Origin of the sequence: Candidatus Pantoea formicae (assembly GCF_011752625.1) — a bacterium.
GTDB classification, from domain to species: domain Bacteria; phylum Pseudomonadota; class Gammaproteobacteria; order Enterobacterales; family Enterobacteriaceae; genus Pantoea; species Pantoea formicae.
Window position 1 is genome coordinate 163,450 of record NZ_VWXD01000007.1, and the last position, 24,530, is coordinate 187,979.

At 54.7% G+C, this 24,530-nt stretch carries 19 protein-coding genes and 1 tRNA gene; 19 read left to right on the forward strand and 1 reads right to left on the reverse strand.

Annotation, left to right across the window (positions count from 1 at the left end):
• Positions 1-4: 4 nt before the first annotated feature.
• From F3J38_RS19725 to F3J38_RS19750, 6 genes are all read left to right on the forward strand, one after another.
• Positions 5-817, forward strand: coding sequence for an ABC transporter permease (locus F3J38_RS19725; protein WP_167141174.1), 813 nt, complete (start codon positions 5-7; stop codon positions 815-817).
• A 14-nt stretch (positions 818-831) separates the two neighbouring features.
• A complete protein-coding gene (locus F3J38_RS19730; RefSeq protein WP_167141176.1) occupies positions 832-1,593 on the forward strand; it encodes an ABC transporter ATP-binding protein in 762 nt (253 codons plus the stop codon).
• A gap of 11 nt (positions 1,594-1,604) precedes the next feature.
• Complete coding sequence (locus tag F3J38_RS19735; RefSeq protein ID WP_167141178.1) at positions 1,605-2,312, forward strand: urea amidolyase associated protein UAAP1; 708 nt, start codon at positions 1,605-1,607, stop codon at positions 2,310-2,312.
• Complete coding sequence (locus F3J38_RS19740) at positions 2,312-2,947, forward strand: urea amidolyase associated protein UAAP2 (RefSeq protein ID WP_167141179.1); 636 nt, start codon at positions 2,312-2,314, stop codon at positions 2,945-2,947. The genes F3J38_RS19735 and F3J38_RS19740 overlap by 1 nt, the downstream gene beginning before the upstream one ends.
• 80 nt (positions 2,948-3,027) lie before the next feature.
• Positions 3,028-6,627 (forward strand): urea carboxylase, encoded by a 3,600-nt coding sequence (gene uca / locus F3J38_RS19745; RefSeq protein WP_167141181.1) that lies wholly within the window; start codon positions 3,028-3,030, stop codon positions 6,625-6,627.
• 249 nt (positions 6,628-6,876) lie between these two features.
• The gene (locus tag F3J38_RS19750) at positions 6,877-7,173 is read left to right on the forward strand and encodes an HTH-type transcriptional regulator (protein WP_167141183.1); all 297 of its coding nucleotides are present in this window, start codon (positions 6,877-6,879) and stop codon (positions 7,171-7,173) included.
• A gap of 44 nt (positions 7,174-7,217) precedes the next feature.
• On the opposite strand, the gene F3J38_RS19755 is transcribed toward F3J38_RS19750, so the two are convergent.
• Positions 7,218-7,811 carry an HD domain-containing protein gene (locus tag F3J38_RS19755; RefSeq protein ID WP_167141185.1) on the reverse strand — a complete coding sequence of 198 codons (594 nt, stop codon included), beginning with the start codon at positions 7,809-7,811 and terminating at the stop codon, positions 7,218-7,220.
• A 62-nt stretch (positions 7,812-7,873) separates the two neighbouring features.
• Here F3J38_RS19755 and F3J38_RS19760 point away from each other — a divergent pair, with 62 nt between their 5' ends.
• The 13 genes from F3J38_RS19760 (at position 7,874) to bcsB (ending at position 24,520) form a co-directional block, all read left to right on the forward strand.
• Positions 7,874-8,338, forward strand: coding sequence for a MarR family winged helix-turn-helix transcriptional regulator (locus tag F3J38_RS19760; protein WP_167141187.1), 465 nt, complete (start codon positions 7,874-7,876; stop codon positions 8,336-8,338).
• 100 nt (positions 8,339-8,438) lie between these two features.
• Positions 8,439-8,867, forward strand: coding sequence for an organic hydroperoxide resistance protein (locus F3J38_RS19765; RefSeq protein WP_167141189.1), 429 nt, complete (start codon positions 8,439-8,441; stop codon positions 8,865-8,867).
• A 258-nt stretch (positions 8,868-9,125) separates the two neighbouring features.
• Positions 9,126-10,817, forward strand: a complete 1,692-nt coding sequence (gene eptB, locus F3J38_RS19770) for a kdo(2)-lipid A phosphoethanolamine 7''-transferase (protein WP_167141191.1) — start codon at positions 9,126-9,128, stop codon at positions 10,815-10,817.
• Between the two features lie 125 nt (positions 10,818-10,942).
• A tRNA-Pro gene (locus F3J38_RS19775) sits at positions 10,943-11,019 on the forward strand.
• A gap of 1,124 nt (positions 11,020-12,143) precedes the next feature.
• Positions 12,144-13,754, forward strand: a complete 1,611-nt coding sequence (dppA, locus tag F3J38_RS19780) for a dipeptide ABC transporter periplasmic-binding protein DppA (protein ID WP_167141193.1) — start codon at positions 12,144-12,146, stop codon at positions 13,752-13,754.
• Positions 13,755-13,952: 198 nt separating this feature from the next.
• Complete coding sequence (dppB, locus tag F3J38_RS19785; RefSeq protein WP_167141195.1) at positions 13,953-14,972, forward strand: dipeptide ABC transporter permease DppB; 1,020 nt, start codon at positions 13,953-13,955, stop codon at positions 14,970-14,972.
• 9 nt (positions 14,973-14,981) lie between these two features.
• Entirely contained in the window at positions 14,982-15,884 is a 903-nt protein-coding gene (gene dppC / locus F3J38_RS19790) for a dipeptide ABC transporter permease DppC (RefSeq protein WP_167141197.1), read from the forward strand.
• A 12-nt stretch (positions 15,885-15,896) separates the two neighbouring features.
• Entirely contained in the window at positions 15,897-16,883 is a 987-nt protein-coding gene (dppD, locus tag F3J38_RS19795) for a dipeptide ABC transporter ATP-binding protein (RefSeq protein ID WP_167141199.1), read from the forward strand.
• The gene (gene dppF, locus F3J38_RS19800; protein ID WP_084933104.1) at positions 16,873-17,883 is read left to right on the forward strand and encodes a dipeptide ABC transporter ATP-binding subunit DppF; all 1,011 of its coding nucleotides are present in this window, start codon (positions 16,873-16,875) and stop codon (positions 17,881-17,883) included. The genes dppD and dppF overlap by 11 nt, the downstream gene beginning before the upstream one ends.
• Positions 17,884-18,356: 473 nt before the next feature.
• A complete protein-coding gene (gene bcsO / locus F3J38_RS19805) occupies positions 18,357-19,070 on the forward strand; it encodes a cellulose biosynthesis protein BcsO (protein WP_167141201.1) in 714 nt (237 codons plus the stop codon).
• Entirely contained in the window at positions 19,061-19,861 is an 801-nt protein-coding gene (bcsQ, locus tag F3J38_RS19810) for a cellulose biosynthesis protein BcsQ (protein ID WP_167141203.1), read from the forward strand. Before bcsO ends, bcsQ begins: the two co-directional genes overlap by 10 nt.
• Before the next feature lie 55 nt (positions 19,862-19,916).
• A complete protein-coding gene (bcsA, locus tag F3J38_RS19815) occupies positions 19,917-22,022 on the forward strand; it encodes a UDP-forming cellulose synthase catalytic subunit (RefSeq protein ID WP_167141205.1) in 2,106 nt (701 codons plus the stop codon).
• Entirely contained in the window at positions 22,019-24,520 is a 2,502-nt protein-coding gene (bcsB, locus tag F3J38_RS19820) for a cellulose biosynthesis cyclic di-GMP-binding regulatory protein BcsB (RefSeq protein ID WP_167141207.1), read from the forward strand. Before bcsA ends, bcsB begins: the two co-directional genes overlap by 4 nt.
• Positions 24,521-24,530 lie beyond the last annotated feature (10 nt).

A 24,530-nucleotide genomic window follows, 5' to 3' on the forward strand; every position in this document is an offset into this window, starting at 1 on the left:
GCCGATGCGTAAATTGATCAACTACACACCGCTGCCGCTCGGTCGCCTGCTGCTTGGCATCCTGCCGCTGCTGGCGCTGCTGCTGGTCTATCTGTTCGCGTCGGATGCGCGTCTCAGCCTGAACGCCGCAGACAAACTGCTGCCGGGATTTAACGCGATGGGGGACGCCATCAGTCGCATGGCGTTTCAGCCCAGCCCGCGCACGGGGGAATATCTGCTGTGGACCGACACCGCCGCCAGCCTGATGCGTCTGCTGAGCGGCGTGGCGATCAGCGCACTGTTGGCGCTGGCGATTGGCCTGTTCACCGGTGCACTGCCGGTGGTGCGTGCGGTGCTGGCGCCGCTGGTGACGGTGGTGGCGCTGGTGCCACCGCTGGCGATCCTGCCAATTTTGTTTATCTGCTTTGGCCTCGGTGAAGTGTCGAAAGTGGTGCTGATCGTGATCGGCATTACTCCGCTGATTGCGCGCGATTTACAGCTGCAGGTGGAGAAAATCCCGCGCGAACAGTTGGTGAAAGCGCAGACGCTTGGTGGGCACAGCGCACAGATTTTGTGGCGCGTGATCCTGCCGCAGCTGATGCCGCGTTTGCTGGATGCGGTGCGCCTGTCACTGGCATCGGCGTGGTTGTTTCTTATTGCTGCTGAAGCGATTGCCGCCACTGAAGGGTTGGGTTACCGCATCTTCCTGATGCGTCGTTATCTGGCGATGGATGTGATTTTGCCGTACGTGGCGTGGATCGCGCTGCTGGCCTTTGTGCTCGACCTGCTGCTGCGGCTGATCAGCCGTCGTTGCTGGCCGTGGTATCACGCGAAATAACGGGAGATCGAGCGATGCCATTACTGCAACTGAAAAATCTGGAAAAACACTACGGCGATCAGGTGGTGCTGGAGCGCCTCAATATCGATGTGGAAGAGGGGGAGTTTGTGGCGATTGTCGGAGCATCCGGCTGCGGCAAAACCACGTTCCTCAATATGTTGCTCGGTACTGAATCACCGACCAAAGGGCAACTGCTGCTGGAGGGGAAGCCAATACCTGACGAACCCGATGCCCATCGCGGCGTGGTGTTTCAGCGCTACTCGGTATTCCCCCATCTGACTGTGCTTGGCAATGTGATGTTGGCCGAAGAGTTCAGCACTGCCCGTTGGTTGGGGCGGGTGTGGGGCAAAAAGCGGCAGGCGATTCGTCAGCGTGCGCAGGCGATGTTGGCTCAAGTTGGACTGGAGCATGCGCAAAGCAAATACCCGCATCAGCTTTCGGGCGGTATGCAGCAACGGCTGGCGTTGGCGCAGGCGCTGATGAAACAGCCGCGCATCCTGCTACTTGATGAGCCGTTTGGTGCGCTCGATCCCGGTATCCGCAGTGAAATGCACCAGCTGATTACTCAGCTATGGCAGCAGCACAACCTGACCATTTTTATGATCACCCACGACCTGAAAGAGGGCTTCGGCCTGGCTTCACGCCTGCTGGTGTTCGACAAACTGCGTCATGACCCACACGCGCCGGAAGCTTGGGGCGCGACCATTACTTACGACCTGCCGCTCGATCGCGCTCAGCCTACTGCTGGCCTGCCGTCTGAGCCGCAAGTGGCTTAAAGGAGAAGAGTATGAATGCCTATCAAACACGGTTACCAGCAGGATCGCACTGGTCACTGGTGATGCGCAGCGGAACGGCCCTGACGGTGACTGATGTCGAAGGGGGGGCCAACGTGGGCCTGCTGTTTTACAACCCAGAAAACCTGCTGGAGCGGTACAACGCGCCCGATACCCTAAAGTGTCAGCACACGTTTCGCCTTACGGAAGGCCACTGTTTGTATTCCGATATGGGACGTGTTTTCTGTGGTATCGAACAGGACAGCTTTGGTTGGCACGAAACGGTGTGCGGCACCCTGAACGCTCAGCAAACTGCCGCCCGTTTTGGCGTCAGTGATTATCAGGAAGCGCGCAATCTGCGCCATCAAAATGGCTATGACAGCTTCCTGACTGAACTGGCGAAATACGGTTTAGGTCAGCGTGATATGGCTTCTTGCCTCAACCTGTTTGCCCAAGTACGCGCCGATGATAACGGTACGCTGCAACTTGAAAAGCAGGGTACGCCTGGTGCAAGTGTGCGTCTGCGCTTCGCCATGGACACGCTGGTGATTCTGCATACCTGTCCACATCCCTTAACCACGGCCAACGATTATCCGCGCCAGCCGATACAGATCGAACTCGACAGCCAGCGCGCGCCGCTGCCTGAAATCTGCCTTCAGCGCGGTGAAAACCAGCGCGGTCTGCGCAACAACGCGTTGTATCAACTGCAAGGGGAAGTCTGATGATCAATGAAAGTATGCTTAACCTTGCCGACGCGCAGTTCCAGCAACAGGTGAACGCCGGCGATTACTGGCTCCAGCGCATTGAAGCAGGCCAGACATTGCGTATTACCGACCTGGAAGGTAATCAGGCCGCCGATACCCTGTTCTTTAACGCTGACGACACCGCCGAGCGCTACAGCATGAGCGATACGTTGCGCGGGCAGAAGAACGTTTTTCTCACTGCGGGCAGCGTGCTGCGTTCCAATTTAGACCGCCCGATGTTGACGATAACTGCCGATACCTGTGGTCGCCACGATACCCTGGGCGGCGCCTGTTCCTGTGAGAGCAACACCGTGCGCTACGACCTGGAAAAACGCCACATGCACTCCTGCCGTGACAGCTGGATGCTGGCAGTAGCAGCGAATCCGGCCTTCGGTCTGACGCGGCGCGACATTACCCACAACATCAACTTCTTTATGAATGTGCCAGTGACGCACGAGGGTGGCTTGACCTTCGCCGACGGGATCTCCGCTCCGGGCAAATATGTCGAGATGGTGGCGGAGATGAATATCCTGGTACTGATCTCCAACTGTCCGCAGCTTAATAATCCCTGTAACGGTTACAACCCGACGCCGATCTTAGTCAGCGTGTGGTGAATCTTTGACGCAACGGGACGACCCGTTTTTAGCCGTCATTGTCCATGCAGGACGACCTGCCGTAATAAGAGATTTCACCCATGATTGATCGCGTATTGATTGCCAACCGTGGCGCGATTGCCGTGCGCATTATCCGGACCCTGCAAGCCATGAATATTCGGGCGATTGCGGTCTATGCCGAAGCCGACCGCCACGCGCGCCATGTGCGTCTGGCAGATGAAGCCTGGTCGCTGGGCGATGGCCAGGTTCGAGATACCTACCTCAACCAGCAAAAAATACTGGAAATTGCCGCGCAGAGTGGGGCGCAGGCTTTGCATCCGGGTTATGGCTTCCTCAGTGAAAATCCTGAGTTTGTTACGCGCTGTGAAGCGGCCGGCGTGCAGTTCCTTGGCCCAACAGCCGAGCAGATGGCGGCATTTGGATTGAAACATCGCGCTCGCGCACTGGCACAGGAAAATCAGGTGCCGCTGTTGCCGGGTAGCAGCTTGTTGACCTCTCTGGACGAAGCGCGAGTGATGGCAGGACAGATTGGTTATCCGGTGATGTTGAAAAGCACCGCAGGCGGCGGTGGCATCGGTATGCAGCGTTGTGATGATGCCACGCAACTGGATGTCGCCTTTACCCGCGTAAAACGTCTTGCTGGCAATAATTTCGCCGACGATGGCGTATTTTTAGAGAAGTTCATTGCGCAGGCGCGCCATATTGAGGTGCAAATTTTTGGCGATGGTGCGGGTAACGTGATGGCATTGGGCGAGCGTGACTGCTCGGCGCAGCGTCGCAACCAGAAAGTGATGGAAGAGACACCGGCACCAGGATTGAGCGATGCCGTTCGCGCCGAGCTACAGGCTACGGCGGTGCGGCTGGCGTGCGCGGTCAACTATCGCAGCGCGGGTACTGTGGAGTATGTCTACGATGATGCCAGCCAGCAGTTCTGGTTCCTGGAAGTGAATACCCGTTTGCAGGTCGAACACGGTGTCACGGAAATGGTGTACGGCGTCGATTTAGTACACTGGATGGTCGCGCTGGCGCAGCAGCAGTTACCGCTGCTCAACACTTTGCAGCCAGTGGCTAACGGCCATGCTATCCAGGTGCGACTCTATGCCGAAGACCCGGCCAAACAGTTCCAACCGAGTGCCGGTTTGCTGAGCCACGTCCAGTTCCCGACGGAAAGTGAAAACGCCACGCTGCGCATCGACAGTAGCGTAGATACTGGCATGGAGGTGTCGCCGTTCTACGATCCGATGCTGGCAAAAGTGATTGTGCATGCGGCCAGCCGAGAAGTGGCATTGCACAGCATGGCGCAGGTGCTGGACGCTACCGAGCTGTACGGCATCGAAACCAATTTACTGTGGTTGCGCCATCTCTGTTCGCTGCCAGAAGTACAGCAGGGCCGCATCATCACCGCCACCCTGGGCGGCGTACAGTGGCAGCCGCCCACGCTGGATGTTCTCAGCGGCGGCACCTTGACCACGGTGCAGGATGCGCCCGGTCGCGTCGGCTATTGGCATGTCGGTGTGCCGCCGTCTGGCCCATTTGACCGCCGTGCGTTCCAGTTAGGTAATCGCCTGCTGAATAACGACGCGCAGGCGGCGGGACTGGAGATCACCCTGCGTGGTCCTACGCTGCGTTTTAACCAAGCGTGCAGCTTTGTCATTACCGGGGCACCGATTGCCGCGCAGCTGGATCAGCAGACATTAACAATGCACCAGATTGTCAGCGCACAGGCCGGGCAAACCCTGACACTGGGCGATATCAGTGAGGGATGCCGCAGCTATCTGCTGCTGGCAGGGGGCTTGAATACCCCGCGCTATCTCGGCAGCCGCAGCACCTTTACGCTCGGCAAGTTTGGTGGTCACGCCGGGCGCGCTTTGCGTGCGGGCGATGTATTGCATCTTGCCGATCCGCAGGTGCTGGCAACGGCAGACTTGCCTGGCGAGTTGGTGCCGGAACTTAACGGCGAATGGCAGCTGCGGGTGATTTACGGCCCGCACGGCGCACCCACTTTCTTTACCGATGAAGACATTGCGGAGTTCTTTGCCGCCGAGTGGCAGGTGCACTACAACTCCAGCCGTACCGGCATTCGCCTGATCGGACCTAAACCAACCTGGGCACGAAGCGACGGCGGGGAAGCGGGTATGCATCCCTCCAACATTCACGATAACGCCTATGCCTTCGGCACGGTGGATTTTACCGGTGATATGCCGGTTATCCTCGGCCCTGACGGCCCCTCACTCGGTGGATTCGTCTGTCCGGCCACGGTTATCGAAGCCGATCTGTGGAAGCTCGGACAGCTCAAAGCTGGGGATCGTGTGCGCTTCCTGCCGATCGATCTTAACAGTGCAGATCAACTGGCGCAGGCAGAGCGTGAAGCGATCATCAAACTGCAATCAGCACCGCTTACAGTGAACGCGGCGCTGCCCCTTATTGATCCGCTAATGCACCATCAGGTGGCAGAAAATGGCCGTCCATCGCTCAGTGTGCGTGCGGCAGGTGATCGCTTCCTGTTGGTGGAGTACGGCGATTTGATGCTAGATATCGCCCTGCGTTTCCGCGTGCACGCGTTGATGCAACAGCTGGAAGCCCATCCGCTGCCGGGTCAGCTGGAATTAACACCGGGCATCCGTTCGCTGCAGGTGCACTACGATGCACAGCGCTGTGCGAGAAGTGAGCTATTGGCGCAAATTTTGCACATTGATAGAGCGCTGGGCGATCTCAGCGAGGCCGCCGTGCCATCGCGTACGGTGTGGTTACCGCTCAGCTGGGATGATGAGGCATGCCGTGAGGCCATTACTCGGTACAGCCAGTCTGTGCGCCCTAATGCGCCCTGGTGCCCCAGCAATATCGAATTTATCCGCCGCATCAATGGTCTTGAGAGCATCGATGAGGTGAAGGAGATTGTGTTCAGTGCCGCCTATCTGGTGATGGGACTGGGCGATGTCTATCTCGGTGCACCCGTAGCGACGCCGCTCGATCCGCGTCATCGCTTGGTGACCACGAAGTACAATCCGGCGCGAACCTGGACCGCGGAAAACTCAGTGGGGATTGGTGGTGCTTACATGTGCGTGTACGGCATGGAAGGACCAGGCGGTTACCAGTTTGTCGGGCGCACGATGCAGATGTGGAACCGCGATCGGCAGACCGCGGCGTTCACGCAACCTTGGCTGCTGCGTTTCTTCGATCAAATCCGGTTTTATCCGGTCAGTGCAGACGAATTACTGACGATTCGTGAGCGCTTCCCGTGGGGTGACTATCCGCTGCGTAGCGAAGAGGGCAAATTCCGCCTCGCAGATTATCAGGCAATGCTGGTGGAACAGGCTGGGGAAATCGACGCCTTCCAGCAACAGCGTCAGCAGGCATTCGATAGCGAATTGGCGCGGTGGCGTGCTGAAGGGCAATTCACCTTTGATAGTCAGTTGCAGGAACAAAGTACCGAAGAGATTACGATACCTGCGGGTTGTAGCCCGGTAGAGAGCCAGGTGGCAGGTAGCGTGTGGCAATGGTTGGTTGACGAAGGCAGTGACATTGAAGCGGGGGCCACAGTTGGCATTCTCGAATCAATGAAGATGGAAATCCCGATCGTGGCGCCGGTGAGCGGAAAAATCCATAGCCTCTATCGCCAGGCCGGGCAGCAAGTGCAGGCGGGTCAGTTACTTATGGTGATCGATTCTTCTGCGACATAAGTAAGAATAAAAAATAATCAGTAATCAGGCAGCAAAGCCGGGGATTTGACCCATACTAAGAGTCCCGGTTTATTGTTGCATTGCTCTGACATCTTTTCGCAGTGTGCAACAGGCTGTGTCCCGTAACGGTCTTATAAAAACAATGCTTAGACTGGTTCGGGATACAGCCTGATTTGGCCGGTTTCAGCGCCTGGTGGCGCTTACCTCTCTACTTTCACGTGCTTCATAGTGAGTTTTAAGGAGTTCTCTATGGAAATAAAAGATCCAATGGTCGAGTTGCTTAGTAGCCTTGAGCAGATTGTTTTGACACGTGACGCGCAGCAATCCGTATCAGAAATATCACTCAATCAGGTTTCAGTTCCCGAGCCGCAGCGTTTACGCGAAATGACCGGCATGCAGGTGGATGAGTTCGCCCGCGTGATGGGGGTGAGCGTTTCATCTGTAAAAAGCTGGGAGGCGCAACGTACGCGCCCATCCGCTACGGCACGTAAACTGATGAAGTTGTTGCAAGCAAACCCGTATTTGGGGCGGCAACTGCTGGAGTAAGTTCGACTATCGGTTCTCTGACCCGCCTGCACGGCGGGTTTTTTTCAGCTCAATCCCCCGTATTTCGCTGCCTGTTTCACAAACCAACTCTCCGGTACGCTGTGCGGCGGCTGCGCCAGTTGCCCGATACCGTGCTGAATAATTTGCTCGGCCTGGGTCCACAATTGCTTATCGCCTTCATTTAACAACTGAATCTGAATCTGCTTTTCCACTAGATAGATACGGGCAAAGTGTGGATCGAATTGTACGATGGCGCGGGTATTATCGATGATATCCGCCAGCTTGATGGTTTGCGCTTCAGGTGAGGCTTGAGCGGTATGCCGGAAGTGCGCCAGTTTGCGCGCGGCGCGGTTCTTCGCATCAGGCTGGGCGCTGTCCGTGAGCATATCGACCAGTTGGGCGACGCGTGAGCCAAAGTGACTTTCAATATCCTGTAACGTGCTCGGTGTATCTTCTACCGTGTCATGCAGCCAGGCGGCGGCAATCATCTGTTCATCATTGCTGACGCTACGTACCAATTCTGCCACCGCAGCAGGATGCACAATATAGGGCTCATCGGTATATTTGCGGCGCTGTCCCGCAGCGGCATGGGCCTGCGTGGCATAACGGCGCGCTTGCTCTTCCAGTGAATCACGCATAAATCATTCTCCTGAAGAAAAGTCGCTTGCAATTATCTAGCGCGCTATCTATATTCAATTGCATGAACAGTAATCAAGATGACAAAAAAGTGCAGCAGACGCCACTCCAGTTAGATCAGCAGCTCTGTTTCGCGCTGTATTCGGCAAATCTTGCGATGCATAAAGTCTATCGCCAGCTGTTGGCCCAGTTGGAAATTACTTACCCACAGTATTTGGTGATGCTGGTGTTGTGGCAACAAGACGATGTGACGGTCTCGGAGATTGGCGAACAGCTGTTTCTCGATTCCGCCACCTTGACGCCACTGCTGAAGCGTTTAGAGAGTGCGGGTTTGTTACGCCGTCAGCGTTCTCGTGAGGATGAGCGTCAAGTTGTCGTTACCTTAACGGATGAAGGACGAGCGTTGCGTGAAAAAGCGCAGACGATTCCTGAAGCGGTGCAGTGCGCTTCGTCCTGCGACGACGACACCATGGCTGCGCTGAAAAGCCAGTTGGATGATCTGCGCGCCAATCTCAATCGAGCCAAGTAAAGCATTAGGGATGTCGCAAGGGCGGCATCCTGGATATCAAGGTAAATACTGCACATAATTATATAGTGCGCGATTATATAGCGAATAAAGTGAGGTTATTATGTCTTTAGAGAAAGTTGTTTATACCGCAAAAGCTAAAGCTACTGGCGGCCGTGATGGTCGCGCGACTTCTTCTGACAATGTGCTGGATGTGAAGCTGGGCGTACCTAAAGAGATGGGTGGGGCTGGCGGTGAAGTTACTAACCCAGAACAGCTGTTCGCGGCGGGTTATTCAGCGTGTTTCCTCGGTGCGATGAAGTTTGTGGCTGGCCGCGACAAAATCGCCATGCCAAAAGACGCGTGGATTGAGGGTGAAGTGGGTATCGGTCCTATCCCAACCGGTTTTGGTATTGAAGCCAAGTTGAATATTCACCTGCCAGCAATGGACGCAGCTGAAGCACAGAAGCTGGTTGATGCGGCACACATTGTTTGCCCGTACTCTAATGCGACGCGCGGTAATATTGATGTGACACTGAACATCATCAGCTAATGCCGTTGTGATGATAAAAAGGGGCTCCGTCAGGAGCCTTTTGTCATTTGATGGGGTCGGAACAACAATTGTCTGGTCTTACCATTGGTTAAATGTTCTACTGCTGCGCTGCACGCACCCTCATTGCCGTTCCGGTTCAGATTCGTCCCGTTCCTGCTTGTTGCTTGTGCATTTCTCTCTCACGGACGAACTCTATTGACTTTAAATAGTCACATTTAAGGTTGGTTTATTGACACCGGGTCAGGAATGAATAATTAGATGAATTATATTAAAGGTTTAACGCAGCAAAAGCTGTCCCTTTTGCTTGCGCTCTATCTCGGCATCTTGTTGAATTTGCCGATTTTTTATCGCCGTTTTGACGGCTTCTTAACGAAATCCTCGCTCTCTGATTGGTTGTCTGCGGTCGCAGAAGTGACGGCGGCAGTGCTGCTGACCTTCTTCCTGATGCGCTTGTTGTCGCTAGGGGGGAAGTGGGCCTATCGCGTTTTGGCCAGCTTGTGTGTGGTGATTTCTGTCGCTGCGGCCTATTACATGGCCTTCTTTAACGTCGTGATTGGCTATGGCATCGTCGCTTCGGTGATGACGACTGACGTTGACCTCTCTAAAGAGGTGATTGGTGTCCATTTTGTGTTGTGGATGGTGCTGGTCAGTGCTCTCCCGTTGCTGATGATTTGGCGCAATAATTTGAGCCAAACCTTGATTGAACAGCTGAAAACGCCGGGTCAGCGTCTAAAACCTACCGTGATTTTATTGTTGAGCGTGGCGCTGGTGTGGCTGCCAATTCGCTATTTCGACAAGCTGCAGAAGGTCAATGAAGAGATCACCAATATTGATCTGCCGAGTTATGGCGGGGTGGTGGCGCACTCTTATTTGCCTTCCAACTGGATTGCCGCATTAGGGCTGTTTGCCTGGACCAAAGTCGATGAAGAGATGGATGGCGCAGAGCTGCTGGATCCGGCCAAAAAGTTCACCTACGTCGCACCTCCGGGTATTGATGATACCTATGTGGTCTTCGTGATTGGTGAAACCACGCGTTGGGATCATATGGGTCTGCTGGGTTATGATCGCGACACCACGCCGAAGCTGTCGAAAGAGAAGAATCTGGTGGCGTTCCGTGGAGAATCTTGCGATACCGCGACCAAGCTGTCACTGCGCTGTATGTTTGTGCGCGAAGGCGGCACCATGGATAACCCCGGACGCACGCTGAAAGAGCAGAACGTTTTTGCGGTGATGAAAGAGCTGGGCTTCACCTCTGAGCTGTTCGCCATGCAGAGTGAAGTGTGGTTCTACGATAACGCCGATGTGAATAATTTCTCGTTCCGCGAGCAGATTGGTTCTGAGAAGCGTAATCAGGGCAAGGCGGTGGATGACATGTTGCTGGTGCCAGAGCTGCAAGCGTCGCTGCAACGCTTCCCGAAAGGTAAGCATGTGGTGGTGTTGCACACCAAAGGCTCTCATTACCTTTATTCACAGCGTTATCCGCGCAGCTTCGCCCGTTATCAGCCTGAGTGTATGGGCGTGGATGAGACGTGCAGTAAGGCGCAGTTGATTAACGCTTATGACAACTCGATTTTGTATGTAGATACCATGCTGGATAGCGTGCTCGATCAGTTGCGCGATAAGAAGGCGATTGTGTTTTATGCCGCTGATCATGGTGAGTCGATCAGCGAGAATATGCACTTGCACGGCACCCCGCGTGAGATGGCACCGCCGGAGCAGTTCCGCGTACCGATGATGGTGTGGGCTTCTGACAAATATCTGGCGGATCCGACCAACCGCAGCAATTTCGAGCGCCTGCAAGCGCAGCAGCGCGTAGGGAAAACCCATCGTCATGTTGAGTTGTTCGATACCATTTTAGGCTGTCTTGGCTACAGTTCGCCGGATGGTGGGATTAAAGCGGCGAATAACTGGTGCCAGGCACCGGCGGCGACGCCAGCTAAAACGCTGTAAGTGTTTTCTGGAACGTGTTGAGCGGCAGGGGTTTTTGCCCTGCTGCTTGCTTTCCAGGCGATCGGGCGGATTTTACGGAAAAGGGATTGACGCTCCCAAGGGGGAGCAGTAATATTCGCCCCCATCGGCGAGTAGCGCAGCTTGGTAGCGCAACTGGTTTGGGACCAGTGGGTCGGAGGTTCGAATCCTCTCTCGCCGACCATATTTAAGAAACCTGCTTGAAAAAGCAGGTTTTTTTTCGTCTGTCGATCGCGGAGCCGGTGCTGTTGGGGTGATATTCGATCCTGTGCGTGTTTTCAAAAGCCAAACCGGTGCAGTCAGGATGAAATACGGGGCCGCTGCGTAAAGTCGCTGTCTCGTCCCTGATCGCTCGGCACACGCCATCCTTGGCGTGTGACGCTTTACTCCGCGGCCCCGCATTCCCTCCTTCATTTGATTCCATGCGTGCTGTTAAATGAAAACATGCTGCTGCTTATGTGTGCGCTGCTTTTCAAAACAGCGGCACAATTGCTGATGAGCGATGGGAAGGCGGCTCGGGGAGCAAAGCGTCCGCCGCAGGACAAAAATGCCGGGAGCATTTTTGCACAACGCGAAGCGTTGCCCGCTTGCGGGCGAGCCCCAAGGATGGGGCGAGTACATGCGGCGGTAGAGGCTACAGGGATGTATTTACGCCGTCTTTGCGATCGAGCCGCCTTCCCTGAGCAACGCAGGTAACCAAAAGCAATAAAACCTACTATTGCCCTTCCCATCCAAATAACCGCCACTACCCATCATTATTCCCACTTTACCGACTCAACCCCACACCCAATCAACCCTACAAGCTTAATTCGCGACACATTCTTCTTATGACCGCTTTTTGCTTTTTGCTGATTTCTTATGCCATTACGCCAGCATATTTCGCTGCCTGAACGTCATAACGCACGGGGAATCGTTCAGATAATCGACATTTACCAATAAGTTTTGTGTGTTTTTTAGCGGTGATAATCACTGTCATTTGACTGCATAGCCAGATAATCACGCGGCATTGAGCGCTTTATCACCTTTTTTAATTTTGGCTCTGCGCAATAACCCTGTTTTTTATCGTTGCTTGCACTTACTCACACTCTGTGTAAATAACCCCACCTTGTATTGACGTTCTTTGCAACTGTTGACAAATTGATGCGTCAATAAGGTGTAGAGACGGCGTTGCTTTACCGGTTCCACGGCGTAAGCGCAGCACATAATAACCGCTCACATTTTGGTCACCTTTAAATGACCTGCCCGAACCGCATAAAAAAATCAGAGGTCGGGCGACGCACACAACATCACATCACAATGGAGCAAAACATGATCAACTCCCTGGCTAAATCCAGGATGCTGAAGGTCGGTCTCAGCCTGATTGCTATGACCGTTGCCGCGGGTGTCCAGGCGAAAACCCTCGTTTATTGTTCAGAAGGTTCGCCGGAAGGCTTCAACCCACAGCTCTTCACATCGGGTACCACCTACGATGCGAGCTCCGTACCGATCTACAACCGCTTGGTTGAGTTCAAAACCGGTACCACTGAGCTGCAGCCGGGTCTGGCAGAAAAATGGGACGTCAGCGCGGACGGTAAAACCTATACCTTCCACCTGCGTAAAGGCGTGAAGTGGCAAACCACCAAAGACTTCAAGCCAACCCGTGAATTCAACGCCGACGACGTCGTGTTCTCCTTCGAGCGTCAGCTCGACAAAAACAACAAGTACCACGGTGTTTCTGGCGGCAGCTACGAATACTTCGAAGGCATGGACATGCCTAAGCTGATCGAGAAAATCGAGAAAGTTGACGACTACACCGTACGTTTCACCCTGAGCCGTCCTGAAGCGCCGTTCATTGCTGACCTCGGCATGGACTTCGCCTCCATCCTGTCAAAAGAGTATGCCGACAACATGCTGAAAGCCGGTACGCCAGAGAAACTGGATCTCAATCCAGTGGGCACCGGTCCATTCGTGCTGCAGCAGTACCAGAAAGACTCACGCATCCTGTATAAAGCGAATCCAGACTTCTGGGGCACCAAGCCGAAGATTGATCGCCTGGTGTTCTCCATCACGCCTGATGCGTCTGTGCGTTATGCCAAACTGCAGAAGGGTGAGTGCCAGGTCATGCCGTATCCAAACCCGGCTGACATCGCCAGCATGAAGAAAGATGACAAAATTAACCTGATGGAGCAGCCTGGTCTGAACGTCGGTTACCTGTCATTCAACACCGAGAAAAAACCGCTGGATAACGTGAAAGTGCGTCAGGCACTGACCATGGCGGTGAACAAACAAGCCATCATTGACGCTGTTTATCAGGGCGCTGGCCAAGCCGCGAAAAACCTGATCCCACCTACCATGTGGGGCTACAACGATGCGGTGAAGGACTACGCTTACGATCCTGCTAAAGCGAAAGAGTTGCTGAAAGAAGCCGGCATGCCGGATGGTTTCTCCATCGACCTGTGGGCGATGCCGGTACAGCGCCCTTACAACCCGAACGCCCGTCGTATGGCGGAAATGGTTCAGGCTGACTGGGCGAAAATTGGCGTGAAAGCCAAGATCGTGACCTTTGAGTGGGGCGAGTACCTGAAACGCGCCAAAGCCGGTGAACACCAGACCGTGATGATGGGCTGGACCGGTGATAATGGAGATCCGGATAACTTCTTCGCCACCCTGTTTAGCTGTGCCGCCGCAAAAGACGGTTCTAACTACTCACGTTGGTGCTACAAGCCGTTTGAAGATCTGATTCAGCCAGCACGTGCAGAAGCCGATCACAACAAACGTATTGAGCTCTACAAACAGGCTCAGGTTGTGATGCATGACCAGGCACCAGCGCTGATCATTGCTCACTCTACCGTGTATGAGCCAGTGAGCAAGAAAGTGACCGGTTATGTGGTTGATCCATTAGGTAAACATCACTTCGAAAACGTCGATATCCAGGAATAACCTTTCGGATTATCGCGGTCAGGACCAGCGCTGCTGGTCCTCGGGCGGCACCTTTGCCGCCCGGTCTCCGCACTTTTTTTCCGGCTAATTTCTTATATTGAAGCGCTTCTTGCGTCGCGATCGGCTTTGTCGATGGCGTGTTGTGAGCAATGTAGTCCCTGGCGGCAACGTCACGGGAAATGACTGAGAATCCGGCTTATGCTGCAATTCATACTCCGACGTCTGGGCCTTGTCATCCCAACGTTTATCGGTATTACCTTACTGACCTTTGCGTTTGTCCATTTGATCCCCGGCGACCCGGTGCTGATCATGGCGGGCGAGCGCGGTATCTCTCCTGAACGTCATGCCCAACTGATGGCCCAGTTTGGCCTCGACCAGCCCATGTGGAAACAGTACATCACCTACATCAATGGTGTGCTGCACGGCGACCTCGGTATCTCGCTGAAAAGCCGCATTCCAGTATGGGATGAATTTGTTCCCCGCTTCAAAGCTACGCTGGAGCTTGGTATTTGCGCCATGATCTTCGCTGTTGCCGTGGGTATTCCAGTCGGCGTGTTGGCGGCAGTAAAACGCGGTTCGATATTTGATCACACTGCAGTAGGCATCTCCCTGACCGGCTACTCGATGCCAATCTTCTGGTGGGGCATCATGCTGATCATGCTGGTGTCGGTGCAGCTCAACCTGACGCCGGTGTCGGGGCGTGTTAGTGACACTATTTTCCTTGATGACAGCCATCCACTCACCGGTTTTATGCTGATTGATACGCTGCTGTGGGGTGAAGAGGGCGATTTCAAAGATGCGGTGATGCACATGATTCTGCCCGCCATCGTGCTCGGCACTATCCCGTTGGCGGTGATCGTGCGTATGACGCGCTCCTCGATGCTGGAAGTCTTGGGTGAAGACTACATCCGTACCGCTCGCGCCAAAGGCTTAACTCGCATGCGCGTGATTGTGGTGCATGCCTTACGCAACGCCATGTTGCCGGTTGTCACCGTTATCGGTTTGCAGGTCGGCACCTTATTGGCCGGTGCGATTCTTACCGAAACCATCTTCTCGTGGCCGGGACTCGGTCGCTGGCTGATCGAAGCGCTGCAACGCCGTGACTATCCGGTGGTGCAGGGCGGCGTGCTGCTGGTGGCGATTCTGATCATCGTGGTCAACCTGCTGGTTGATCTGTTGTACGGCGTGGTGAATCCGCGCATTCGACATAAGAAATAAGGGGGAATCATGTCTGCTGTTGATCCCGCAAGCGTAACTGCTGCACCGAAGCCGATGACCCCGATTCAGGAATTCTGGCACTACTTCAAACGTAATAAAGGCGCAGTGATTGGCCTGGCTTACATCATTCTGATGCTGTTAATTGCGCTGTTTGCCAACTTACTGGCACCGCATGCACCGGCTGAACAGTTCCGTGACGCGCTGCTGCATCCGCCTGTGTGGCAGGACGGGGGTAGCTGGAAGTTTATACTCGGCACGGATGACGTCGGCCGTGATGTGCTGTCGCGCTTAATGTACGGCGCACGACTGTCGCTGCTGGTCGGCTGCATGGTGGTGGTACTGTCGCTGATCCTCGGCGTGATATTTGGCCTGATGGCCGGTTACCTCGGTGGTGTGGTGGATGCGGTGATTATGCGCCTGGTCGATATCATGCTGGCGCTGCCAAGCCTACTGCTGGCGTTGGTGCTGGTGGCCATCTTCGGTCCGTCGATTGTGAACGCCTCGCTGGCGATTACCTTCGTGGCATTGCCGCACTATATCCGTTTAACTCGTGCTGCGGTGCTGGTGGAAGTGAACCGCGACTACGTGACCGCTTCCAGCGTGGCGGGGGCCGGTACGCTGCGCCAGATGTTCGTCAATATTCTGCCTAACTGCCTGGCACCGCTGATCGTGCAGGCATCATTAGGTTTCTCCAACGCCATTCTTGATATGGCGGCGTTGGGCTTTCTCGGTATGGGGGCGCAACCGCCCACGCCGGAGTGGGGCACCATGCTCTCCGACGTGTTGCAGTATGCGCAAAGTGCCTGGTGGGTGGTCACCTTCCCTGGAGCGACCATTCTGCTCACCGTGCTGGCATTCAACCTCATGGGCGATGGTTTGCGTGACGCACTCGACCCGAAACTCAAGCAGTAAAGAGGCACCGAGATGGCATTATTAAATGTAGAAAAACTGTCGGTGCACTTCGGCGACGAAAAAACACCGTTCCGTGCAGTAGACCGCATCAGCTACCAGGTTGAACAAGGCCAGGTGGTGGGGATTGTGGGTGAATCTGGCTCCGGTAAGTCGGTCAGCTCGCTGGCGATAATGGGCCTGATTGATTATCCCGGTCGTGTGATGGCGGAAAAGCTGGAATTTAACCAGCGCGACTTGCAGAAGATCTCTGAAAAAGAGCGCCGCCAACTGGTGGGCGCGGAAGTGGCGATGATCTTCCAGGACCCGATGACCAGCCTCAATCCGTGCTACACCGTGGGCTTCCAGATTATGGAAGCGCTGAAGGTGCATCAGGGTGGCAGCAAAAGTACGCGTCGTCAGCGTGCTATCGACTTGCTGGATCAGGTCGGTATTCCCGATCCGGCATCGCGTCTTGATGTCTATCCGCATCAGTTATCGGGCGGTATGAGCCAGCGCGTGATGATCGCGATGGCGATCGCCTGCAAACCTAAGCTGCTGATTGCTGATGAACCGACGACGGCGCTGGATGTGACCATTCAGGCACAGATTATCGAGCTGCTGCTGGATTTGCAGAAGCAAGAGAACATGGCACTGATCCTGATTACGCACGATCTGGCGCTGGTGGCCGAAGCCGCCCAGCACATCATCGTGATGTATGCCGGGCAGGTGGTAGAAAGCGGTAAGGCGGTAGACATCTTTAAAGCCCCGCGTCATCCGTACACCCAAGCGCTGCTGCGCGCGTTGCCGGAGTTTGCGGCGGATAAAGCACGCCTGGCCTCGCTGCCGGGGGTAGTGCCGGGCAAATATGACCGTCCAACCGGCTGTCTGCTCAATCCGCGCTGTCCGTACGTCACTGAACGCTGCCGTCGTGAAGAACCTGAACTGCGTGACATTCCGGGTCGCCAGTCTAAATGCCATTTCCCACTGGATGATGCCGGGAGACCGACTTATGAGTCTTGATAACACCAAGCAGGATTACCTGCTGCAGGCGATTGACCTGAAAAAACACTACCCGGTGAAGAAAGGGCTGTTTGGCCAAGAGCGACTGGTCAAAGCACTGGATGGCGTCTCATTCAACCTCGAACGCGGTAAAACGTTGGCGGTGGTGGGGGAGTCTGGCTGTGGTAAATCCACGTTGGGCCGTCTGTTAACCATGATTGAAACGCCAACGGAAGGCCAGCTGTATTGGCACGGCCAGGATCTGCTGAAGCACGATCCACAGGCGCAAAAACTGCGTCGCCAGAAAATTCAGATTGTGTTCCAGAACCCGTACGGCTCACTCAATCCACGCAAAAAAATCAGCCAGATTCTTGAAGAACCGTTGGTGATCAACACCTCGTTGACCAAAGCAGAGCGCCGGGAAAAAACGCTGGAGATGATGGCGAAGGTAGGCCTGAAAACCGAGCACTACGATCGCTACCCGCATATGTTCTCGGGTGGACAGCGTCAGCGTATCGCGATTGCGCGTGGTTTGATGCTCGACCCGGACGTGCTGATTGCTGATGAGCCGGTATCCGCGCTCGACGTTTCCGTGCGTGCGCAGGTGCTCAACCTGATGATGGATTTGCAGCAGGATTTGGGTTTGTCGTATGTGTTCATTTCCCACGACCTGTCAGTAGTAGAGCATATTGCGGACGAAGTGATGGTGATGTATCTCGGTCGCTGCGTTGAGAGGGGCAGTAAAGAGGCTATCTTTAGCAACCCACGCCACCCTTACACCCAGGCATTGCTGTCAGCGACGCCGCGTCTTAATCCTGATGAGCGTCGTGAACGCATCAAACTCACTGGTGAGTTGCCTAGCCCGCTCAATCCGCCGCCGGGTTGTGCCTTTAATGCACGCTGCCGCCGTCGGTTTGGCACCTGCGTGCAGTTACAGCCCAAACTGAAGCAGTATGGTGAGCAACAAATTGCCTGCTTCGCGGTGGATCAGGATGAGAACCAGCCGGTTGGTACGCCCTAAATTACCGCCAAAAATGATTAAAGACTCCTTCTGGGGTCTTTTTTTTTATCGCAATACACTTCAGTAAAATTAACGGCTGACCTGTTTCTTAAAAATGGGGCTTGAAATGTATTACGCCGCTGCATCAGTTATGAGTTGGTCCTGATTAGGATATAAAATGTTAAGGCAAATTCCGAATAATGTCAGGGTTATGTGAGCGTTATCACACTGGAGTAAAATCTGTAACTTGGCCCACTTTGAATACATATCAGTAGTTTAGGTTAATATTCATCGCGTTATTATTTCAGTTAATCGATATTAATTAATCTCCGGCCATAAATAACAGCATGCTTTTTGCATCACCAAATTTTCAATCTTTAAGATAAAACTCTTTTGTCGAGTTTGGTGTTTTAATAACCAGAATTCTCTCACCGTCTTTTAATGTGTGTGCTATATTCCAGGAAAATTCCCTCCCGTTTTTACAGGCTCTGATCATGAAGAATTACGACGATCTGCAGCGTTTTAAAGAAAAGACCAAAACGCTTGATATCGCTTTTAAGGATATGTCTGGGCAGTCGCAGGAAGCGGATCACAGTCAATGGGCGATTATTCGCCAATTGGGTACCCATAATGAGCCGGAATTAGGTAGCGGTCAGCGTATTGACCTGCCTCAGCCTCAACCTATTCGTGGTGATGAGTTTGTGGCGCCTGCCCAGCCTGCAGCGGCCGCGCCACTCTCTGGCACCACACGCGGTTTGATTCTTGATAGTCTGGCAGCCACCGCAACAGTTGAATCAATGCCAGCTGTGCCACCGACGGGGGTTTCTTCGCTATACCCACCGGCACCTGCGGCTAAGCCAGCACCTGCTGCGATCGCCCAGGCACCGAAAGCGACACACGTTGAGCGTCAGGCAACCACCTCGCTGTTTCCACCGGCACCCGCTAAACCGGCGGCGGCAAGCGTGTCAGTCCCAGTCACGGCTCCTTCACCGGTTGCAGCCACGCCTGCACCCGTGTTTGCCGCAGCCGCAGAACCAGCACGTCCAGCGCCTGCGCCAACGTTCGCCACACCGGCAGAACCGGCGCGACCTGCTAGTGCACCGTCACGCTTTGGCGCACTGTTCCGCTCTCGTCCAGCGGAACCTGCTCATATTTCTAAAGAAACACCATTAAAACCGCTACTGGAGAAGATTGCGCTATGCCGTTAGTTTGTGTGTGCTCGCCAAAAGGGGGAGTAGGGAAAACCACTATGGCGGCCAACCTTGCATGGAGTCTGGCGCGAGCCGGCAGCAAGGTGTTGGCAATCGATTTCGATGTCCAGAACGCATTGCGCCTGCATTTTGGTGTACCGCTGCATGATGGCCGTGGTTTTGTCGCGCGCTCTGAAGAGCAGGCGGACTGGAGCCAATCCATTCTCACCACTGGCGGTAATATTTTCGTCATGCCTTACGGTGATGTGACGGAAGAGCAGCGTGAGCGTTTTGAAGAGAACCTGGTAAAAGACCCTCATTTTCTGCGTCGTGGTCTGGACACGGTATTAAATTATCCGGGGCTGGTGATTATTGCCGATTTCCCTCCGGGTCCAGGCCCAGCGCTTAAAGCTATGCAAGCATTAGCCGATATGCATTTAGTGGTGATGCTCGCGGATACCGCCTCTGTTTCTCTGCTGCCGCAAATTGAAAATGACCGCATGATTGGTCAGCCACTAAATAATAAGCGTGGTCATTATTTCGTATTAAACCAGAGTGACAATCGCCGTAATATTAGCCGTGAAGTCACTGCGTTTATGCAGCAGCGATTGGGCGAGAACTTATTGGGCGTCGTCCACCGTGATGAAAGTGTCGCGGAAGCCAATGCCTCGCAGCAGTCAGTGTTTGATTTCAGCCCTGCTTCTGCGGCGGCGTTTGATATCGAACTAGTGGCGAAACGGGTGGCAAATATCTTGAATGTGACCGTGGGTAACGGTGAAGTTCAGGCACCTATTCGCAGCCATTATTAACAGTCTGGCGTTGCCAGACAGAAATAATAACAACACAGCTTCTTCAGGGTGAATCATGAGTAAAATCGGGTTTTACCTGCTACTGCTGGTGCTCGCACCAGTGGCCGCGGTAATCATCATCACGCCTATGGACAGCCAGAAACAATATATCTTTGGCTTAATCAGCATCGGGATGATGTTCTTACTAGGCTTCAGCAAAAGCCGCAAAATAACTGTTGTCATGGTTATCCTTTCTGCGCTGATGTCGACCCGATATATCTGGTGGCGCACCACGGAGACGCTGCAGTTTAATTCTGAGATTGAAGCCATTCTCGGCATCGGCCTATATCTGGCCGAACTGTACGTCTGGCTGATTCTTATTCTTGGCTTCCTGCAGACCACCTGGCCATTAAAGCGCACCATTGAACCGCTGCCGGAAGACACCAGTCTGTGGCCGACGGTCGATATTTACGTACCCTCCTACAACGAAAGCCTCGATGTGGTCCGTGATACGGTGCTGGCTGCGCAGTGTATAGATTACCCGCGCGACAAGTTAAAGGTCTATTTGCTGGATGACGGTAAGCGCAGTGAGTTTGCAGTTTTCGCCGCGGACGTTGGCGTGGGTTATATCACGCGTGATGATAACCGCCATGCGAAAGCCGGTAACCTCAACCATGCAATGAAAATCACCAAAGGTGAGCTGATTTGTATTTTTGACTGCGACCACGTGGCGACGCGTGCCTTCTTGCAGGCGACAGTGGGTCCGTTCCTGAAAGATCCCAAGCTGGCACTGCTGCAGACCCCGCACTACTTTTACTCGCCCGATCCGTTTGAACGTAACCTGCGCGCTGCGCGCAGCATTCCGAACGAAGGTGCACTGTTCTACGGCCCGGTTCAGCAGGGTAACGATAACTGGAATGCGACCTTCTTCTGCGGCTCCTGTGCGGTGATTCGCCGCAGCGCGCTGGAAGAAATTGGTGGCTTTGCGACGGAAACCGTGACCGAGGATGCGCATACTGCACTGAAGATGCAGCGTCTGGGCTGGGGTTCCGCGTTCCTTGCGATCCCACTGGCTGCTGGGCTGGCCACAGAGCGTCTGGGCTTGCACGTGGTACAGCGTAACCGCTGGGCGCGTGGTATGACGCAGATTTTCCGCGTCGATAACCCGCTGTTTGGCCGCGGTCTGAAATGGCAGCAGCGTTTGTGCTACCTCAACGCCATGCTGCACTTCCAGTTTGGTCTGCCGCGTGTGGCATTCCTGACTGCGCCGCTGGCGTATCTGCTGTTTAACCTGAACATCATTCACTCGTCGGCGTCGCTGATTTTTGCCTACGTATTGCCACATCTGGTGATGTCGCTCTACGTCAACTCACGCATGAACGGCAAGTTCCGTTACACCTTCTGGGGTGAAATTTACGAAACCGTCATGTGCTTCCACCTTGTGATCCCTACGCTGTTAACCATGCTGGCACCTAAGCGCGGTAAATTTAACGTAACGGATAAAGGGGGCTTGCTGGATCAGGGCTTCTTCGATTTCCACATCGTCCGTCCGCATGTGATTGTCGCGGTACTGCTGACGATTGGTATCGTTGCGGGTGTGGTACGTGCAACGGCACATGATTACTTCGGTGTTGACCCCTATGTTATCGCCCTCAACGTGGGTTGGGCGGTGTTCAGCTTGATCATCCTGATGGCCGCGATTGCCGTGGCACGTGAAACCAAGCAGGTGCGTAAAACTATCCGTATTGAAGTGCAGATTCCCGCGGTGGTCCATTACGCCAGCGGCATTTCTTCACGCACCCAAACCAGTGACCTGTCGATGGGGGGCGCGCAACTGGATGCCCCGGATAATCGCCATGAGCACGATGAAATTGAAGAGATCGATCTGCTGTTGAAATCAGGGGCTATCACCATCCCCGTCAGCAAAATTTCCGGCGATGAAGAGACCATTCGTCTGCGCTTTGGCGATATGCCGCTGGCGCGCCGCCGTGAACTGGTGCGCGTTGTGCTGGCGCGTGCGGATGCGTGGATTCAGCCGGAATACAAGCAGGACAACCCGCTGGTTTCACTCGGCACCATTATTCGTACCGTATTTGAGCTGTTCTGGCTGACCTGGAAAGATCGCCGTGAGAAGCGTAAGCGTGACAACCAGCCAGCAGTGAAAGAGGACAGCGCAGTATGAAGAATTTGACGCAAACGTTGCTGGCAAGCTCGCTGGCGACGGCGCTGATGCTCGCCCCTGCCTGGGCAGAAACGCCAGCGGTGACGCAGGATAGCTCGGCACTGTCCAATGTGCCGCCACCGCAAGGTATTCAAAGCGAGGCCGATACCCAGCTGCAACAGGCCGCAGGTGCCACACCTTATGCGCCGGTAGAAAACGCGCCAGCCAACGATGCCCCCGCTACCCCTGCCGCGACGGATACCCCAGCGGTGACCGATGCTCCAGCACCCGAAATGGTGTTGCCGACGGTGACTCCCGCGGCACCGGTTGCGCCTGCTGCGGCCAGCGCGATGTTAAACCAGCCGGTCAGCAGCACGATTTCAGTGGCGCAGATGGGCCAGCCTCAAGGGATTACCCTGACCGGCGGCCAGCTGCAATCCGGTATCGTGTTCACTTTGCCAAGTGATGAAGTGATCACCAACGCGCATCTCAATCTGTCGCTGCGCGTCTCTGCCGCGCTGGCGGCGCGCAACACCTCACTGCAACTGATGCTGAACGGCCAGCCGTTAGGAACGTTGCCGTTAGGTTCGAGTGACAGCGATGTCAGTGACTATCAGCTGGATATTCCGGCTGCGATGGTGGTGTCGAGCAACAACCTGAGCTTCAAAATCAACGATGCAGACAAATTGCTGTGCGAAAAAGAGAGCGCACAGCAGTACCAGGTCTCGATTCTGCCGAAAACCACGTTGAGCCTTGAAGGCCAGCAACTGAATATCGGCATTAGCCTGCGCAACTTCCCGCGTCCGTTTATGGATGTACAGCGCATGACGCCTGCCAGCGTGGCTTTTGGTTTTGCTGCCAACGTCGCACCGGACAGTGTCAGCGCAGCAGCCTTAGTGGCATCCTGGATGGGGATTCAATCCGACTATCGTGGCATTCGTTTCCCGGTGGTCCGTGGTGATTTGCCTGAACATAACGGCATTCTGGTCGGCCATCCGGGTGACAAGATTGGCAGTGTCACCCTACCTGCCACCAACGGTCCACTGCTGCAGGTGATCGATAACCCGAATAACCCGGTCTACAAGCTGCTTTTGGTGGTCGGTGCTGATGATGCGCAGCTGCGACAGGCGGCGAACCGTTTGACGACCCAGCCGCTGGCGACGGATGCCAGTAGCCTCAACGTGCAGCCACAGCAGATCGGCACGCGTAAGCCTTACGACGCACCGCGCTGGATTAATACCAGCCGTCCAGTCCGTCTGAGTGAGCTGCTGCGTAAAGATCAAAGCCTGACCACCACTGGTATCTGGCACGATGCGCTGAGCGTGAACTTCCGCGCTGCACCGGATCTGTTTATGTGGGATGGCGACACCATTCCCGTGGAGCTGCACTATCGCTTCCCGTCTGAGAGCTGGATTGATGAGAACAACTCGTTCCTCAACGTGATGATTAACGGCACTTTCCTGCGCAATCTGACGGTGAACAAAGTCGGTCTACTGGAGAGCGCCTGGCATCGCTTGGGAGGAGACGCACGTCAAGAGCATTACACCCTGAAGCTGGATCCGTATCTGATTTACGGTGACAACCAGTTGGCGCTCTATTTCAACATCAAGCCGAAAGCGGATGCGCCTTGCGGTGTGCTGCTGAACAATAACATTAAGAGCCGCATTGAAGATGATTCGTGGATCGATCTGAGCCACACACGTCACTTCACTATGCTGCCCAACCTGTCGTATTTCGTTGGTGCATCGTTCCCGTTCTCACGTCTGGCGGACTTCTCACAGACCACCTTGCTGCTGCCGGAAAAACCAACGGATGCCGAAATCTCGACGCTACTGGACATGTCTTCCCGTGCGGGTAATGCCACGGGTGTGCCACTGGTGCAGAACCAGGTTCTGTTTGGCCTGCCGAATGGCGGCACCAATCTGACGCGTCTGCAGCAGAGCGATTTGCTGGCGGTGAGCACCACGCAGAACAGTGAGTTCAATCAGCAGATGTTGGCCAACACGCCATATGAAACCAGCGGCAACACGCTGGGGGTGAAAGATCCCACGACGTGGGACAAGCTGCGTGGCTGGCTGACCGGTGACTGGTATCGCCAGCAGCTGGATGCCGATCGCTACTTCTCCTCCAACGAAGCGTGGCGTGGTTTTGTTAGTTACCGCTCGCCGTGGAATGCGGACCGTTTAGTCGTCATGACCGTCGCAACCAGCGATCAGCAACTGCTGCGTCTGCATGAAGACCTTAACTCGGCGCGCATCAACGCAGGTATTCGCGGCGATACCGCCATCATTACCGATGAGAACGGTATTCGTAGCTTCCGCGTGGGGCCGCAGTTCCCGAGCGGGGAAATGCCGTGGTACATGATGGTGGTGTGGTATGCCAACCAGCACTCCGTGTTGATGGCGCTGGCGGCACTGCTGCTTTCCGCGCTGGTCGGTGGTGGCGCTTGGGCGATGTTGAAACGTCATGCGTGGCGACGTCTCAATCCGAAGGCTGATAGCAAGTCCGGCAAGAAGTAAGGATAAAAAC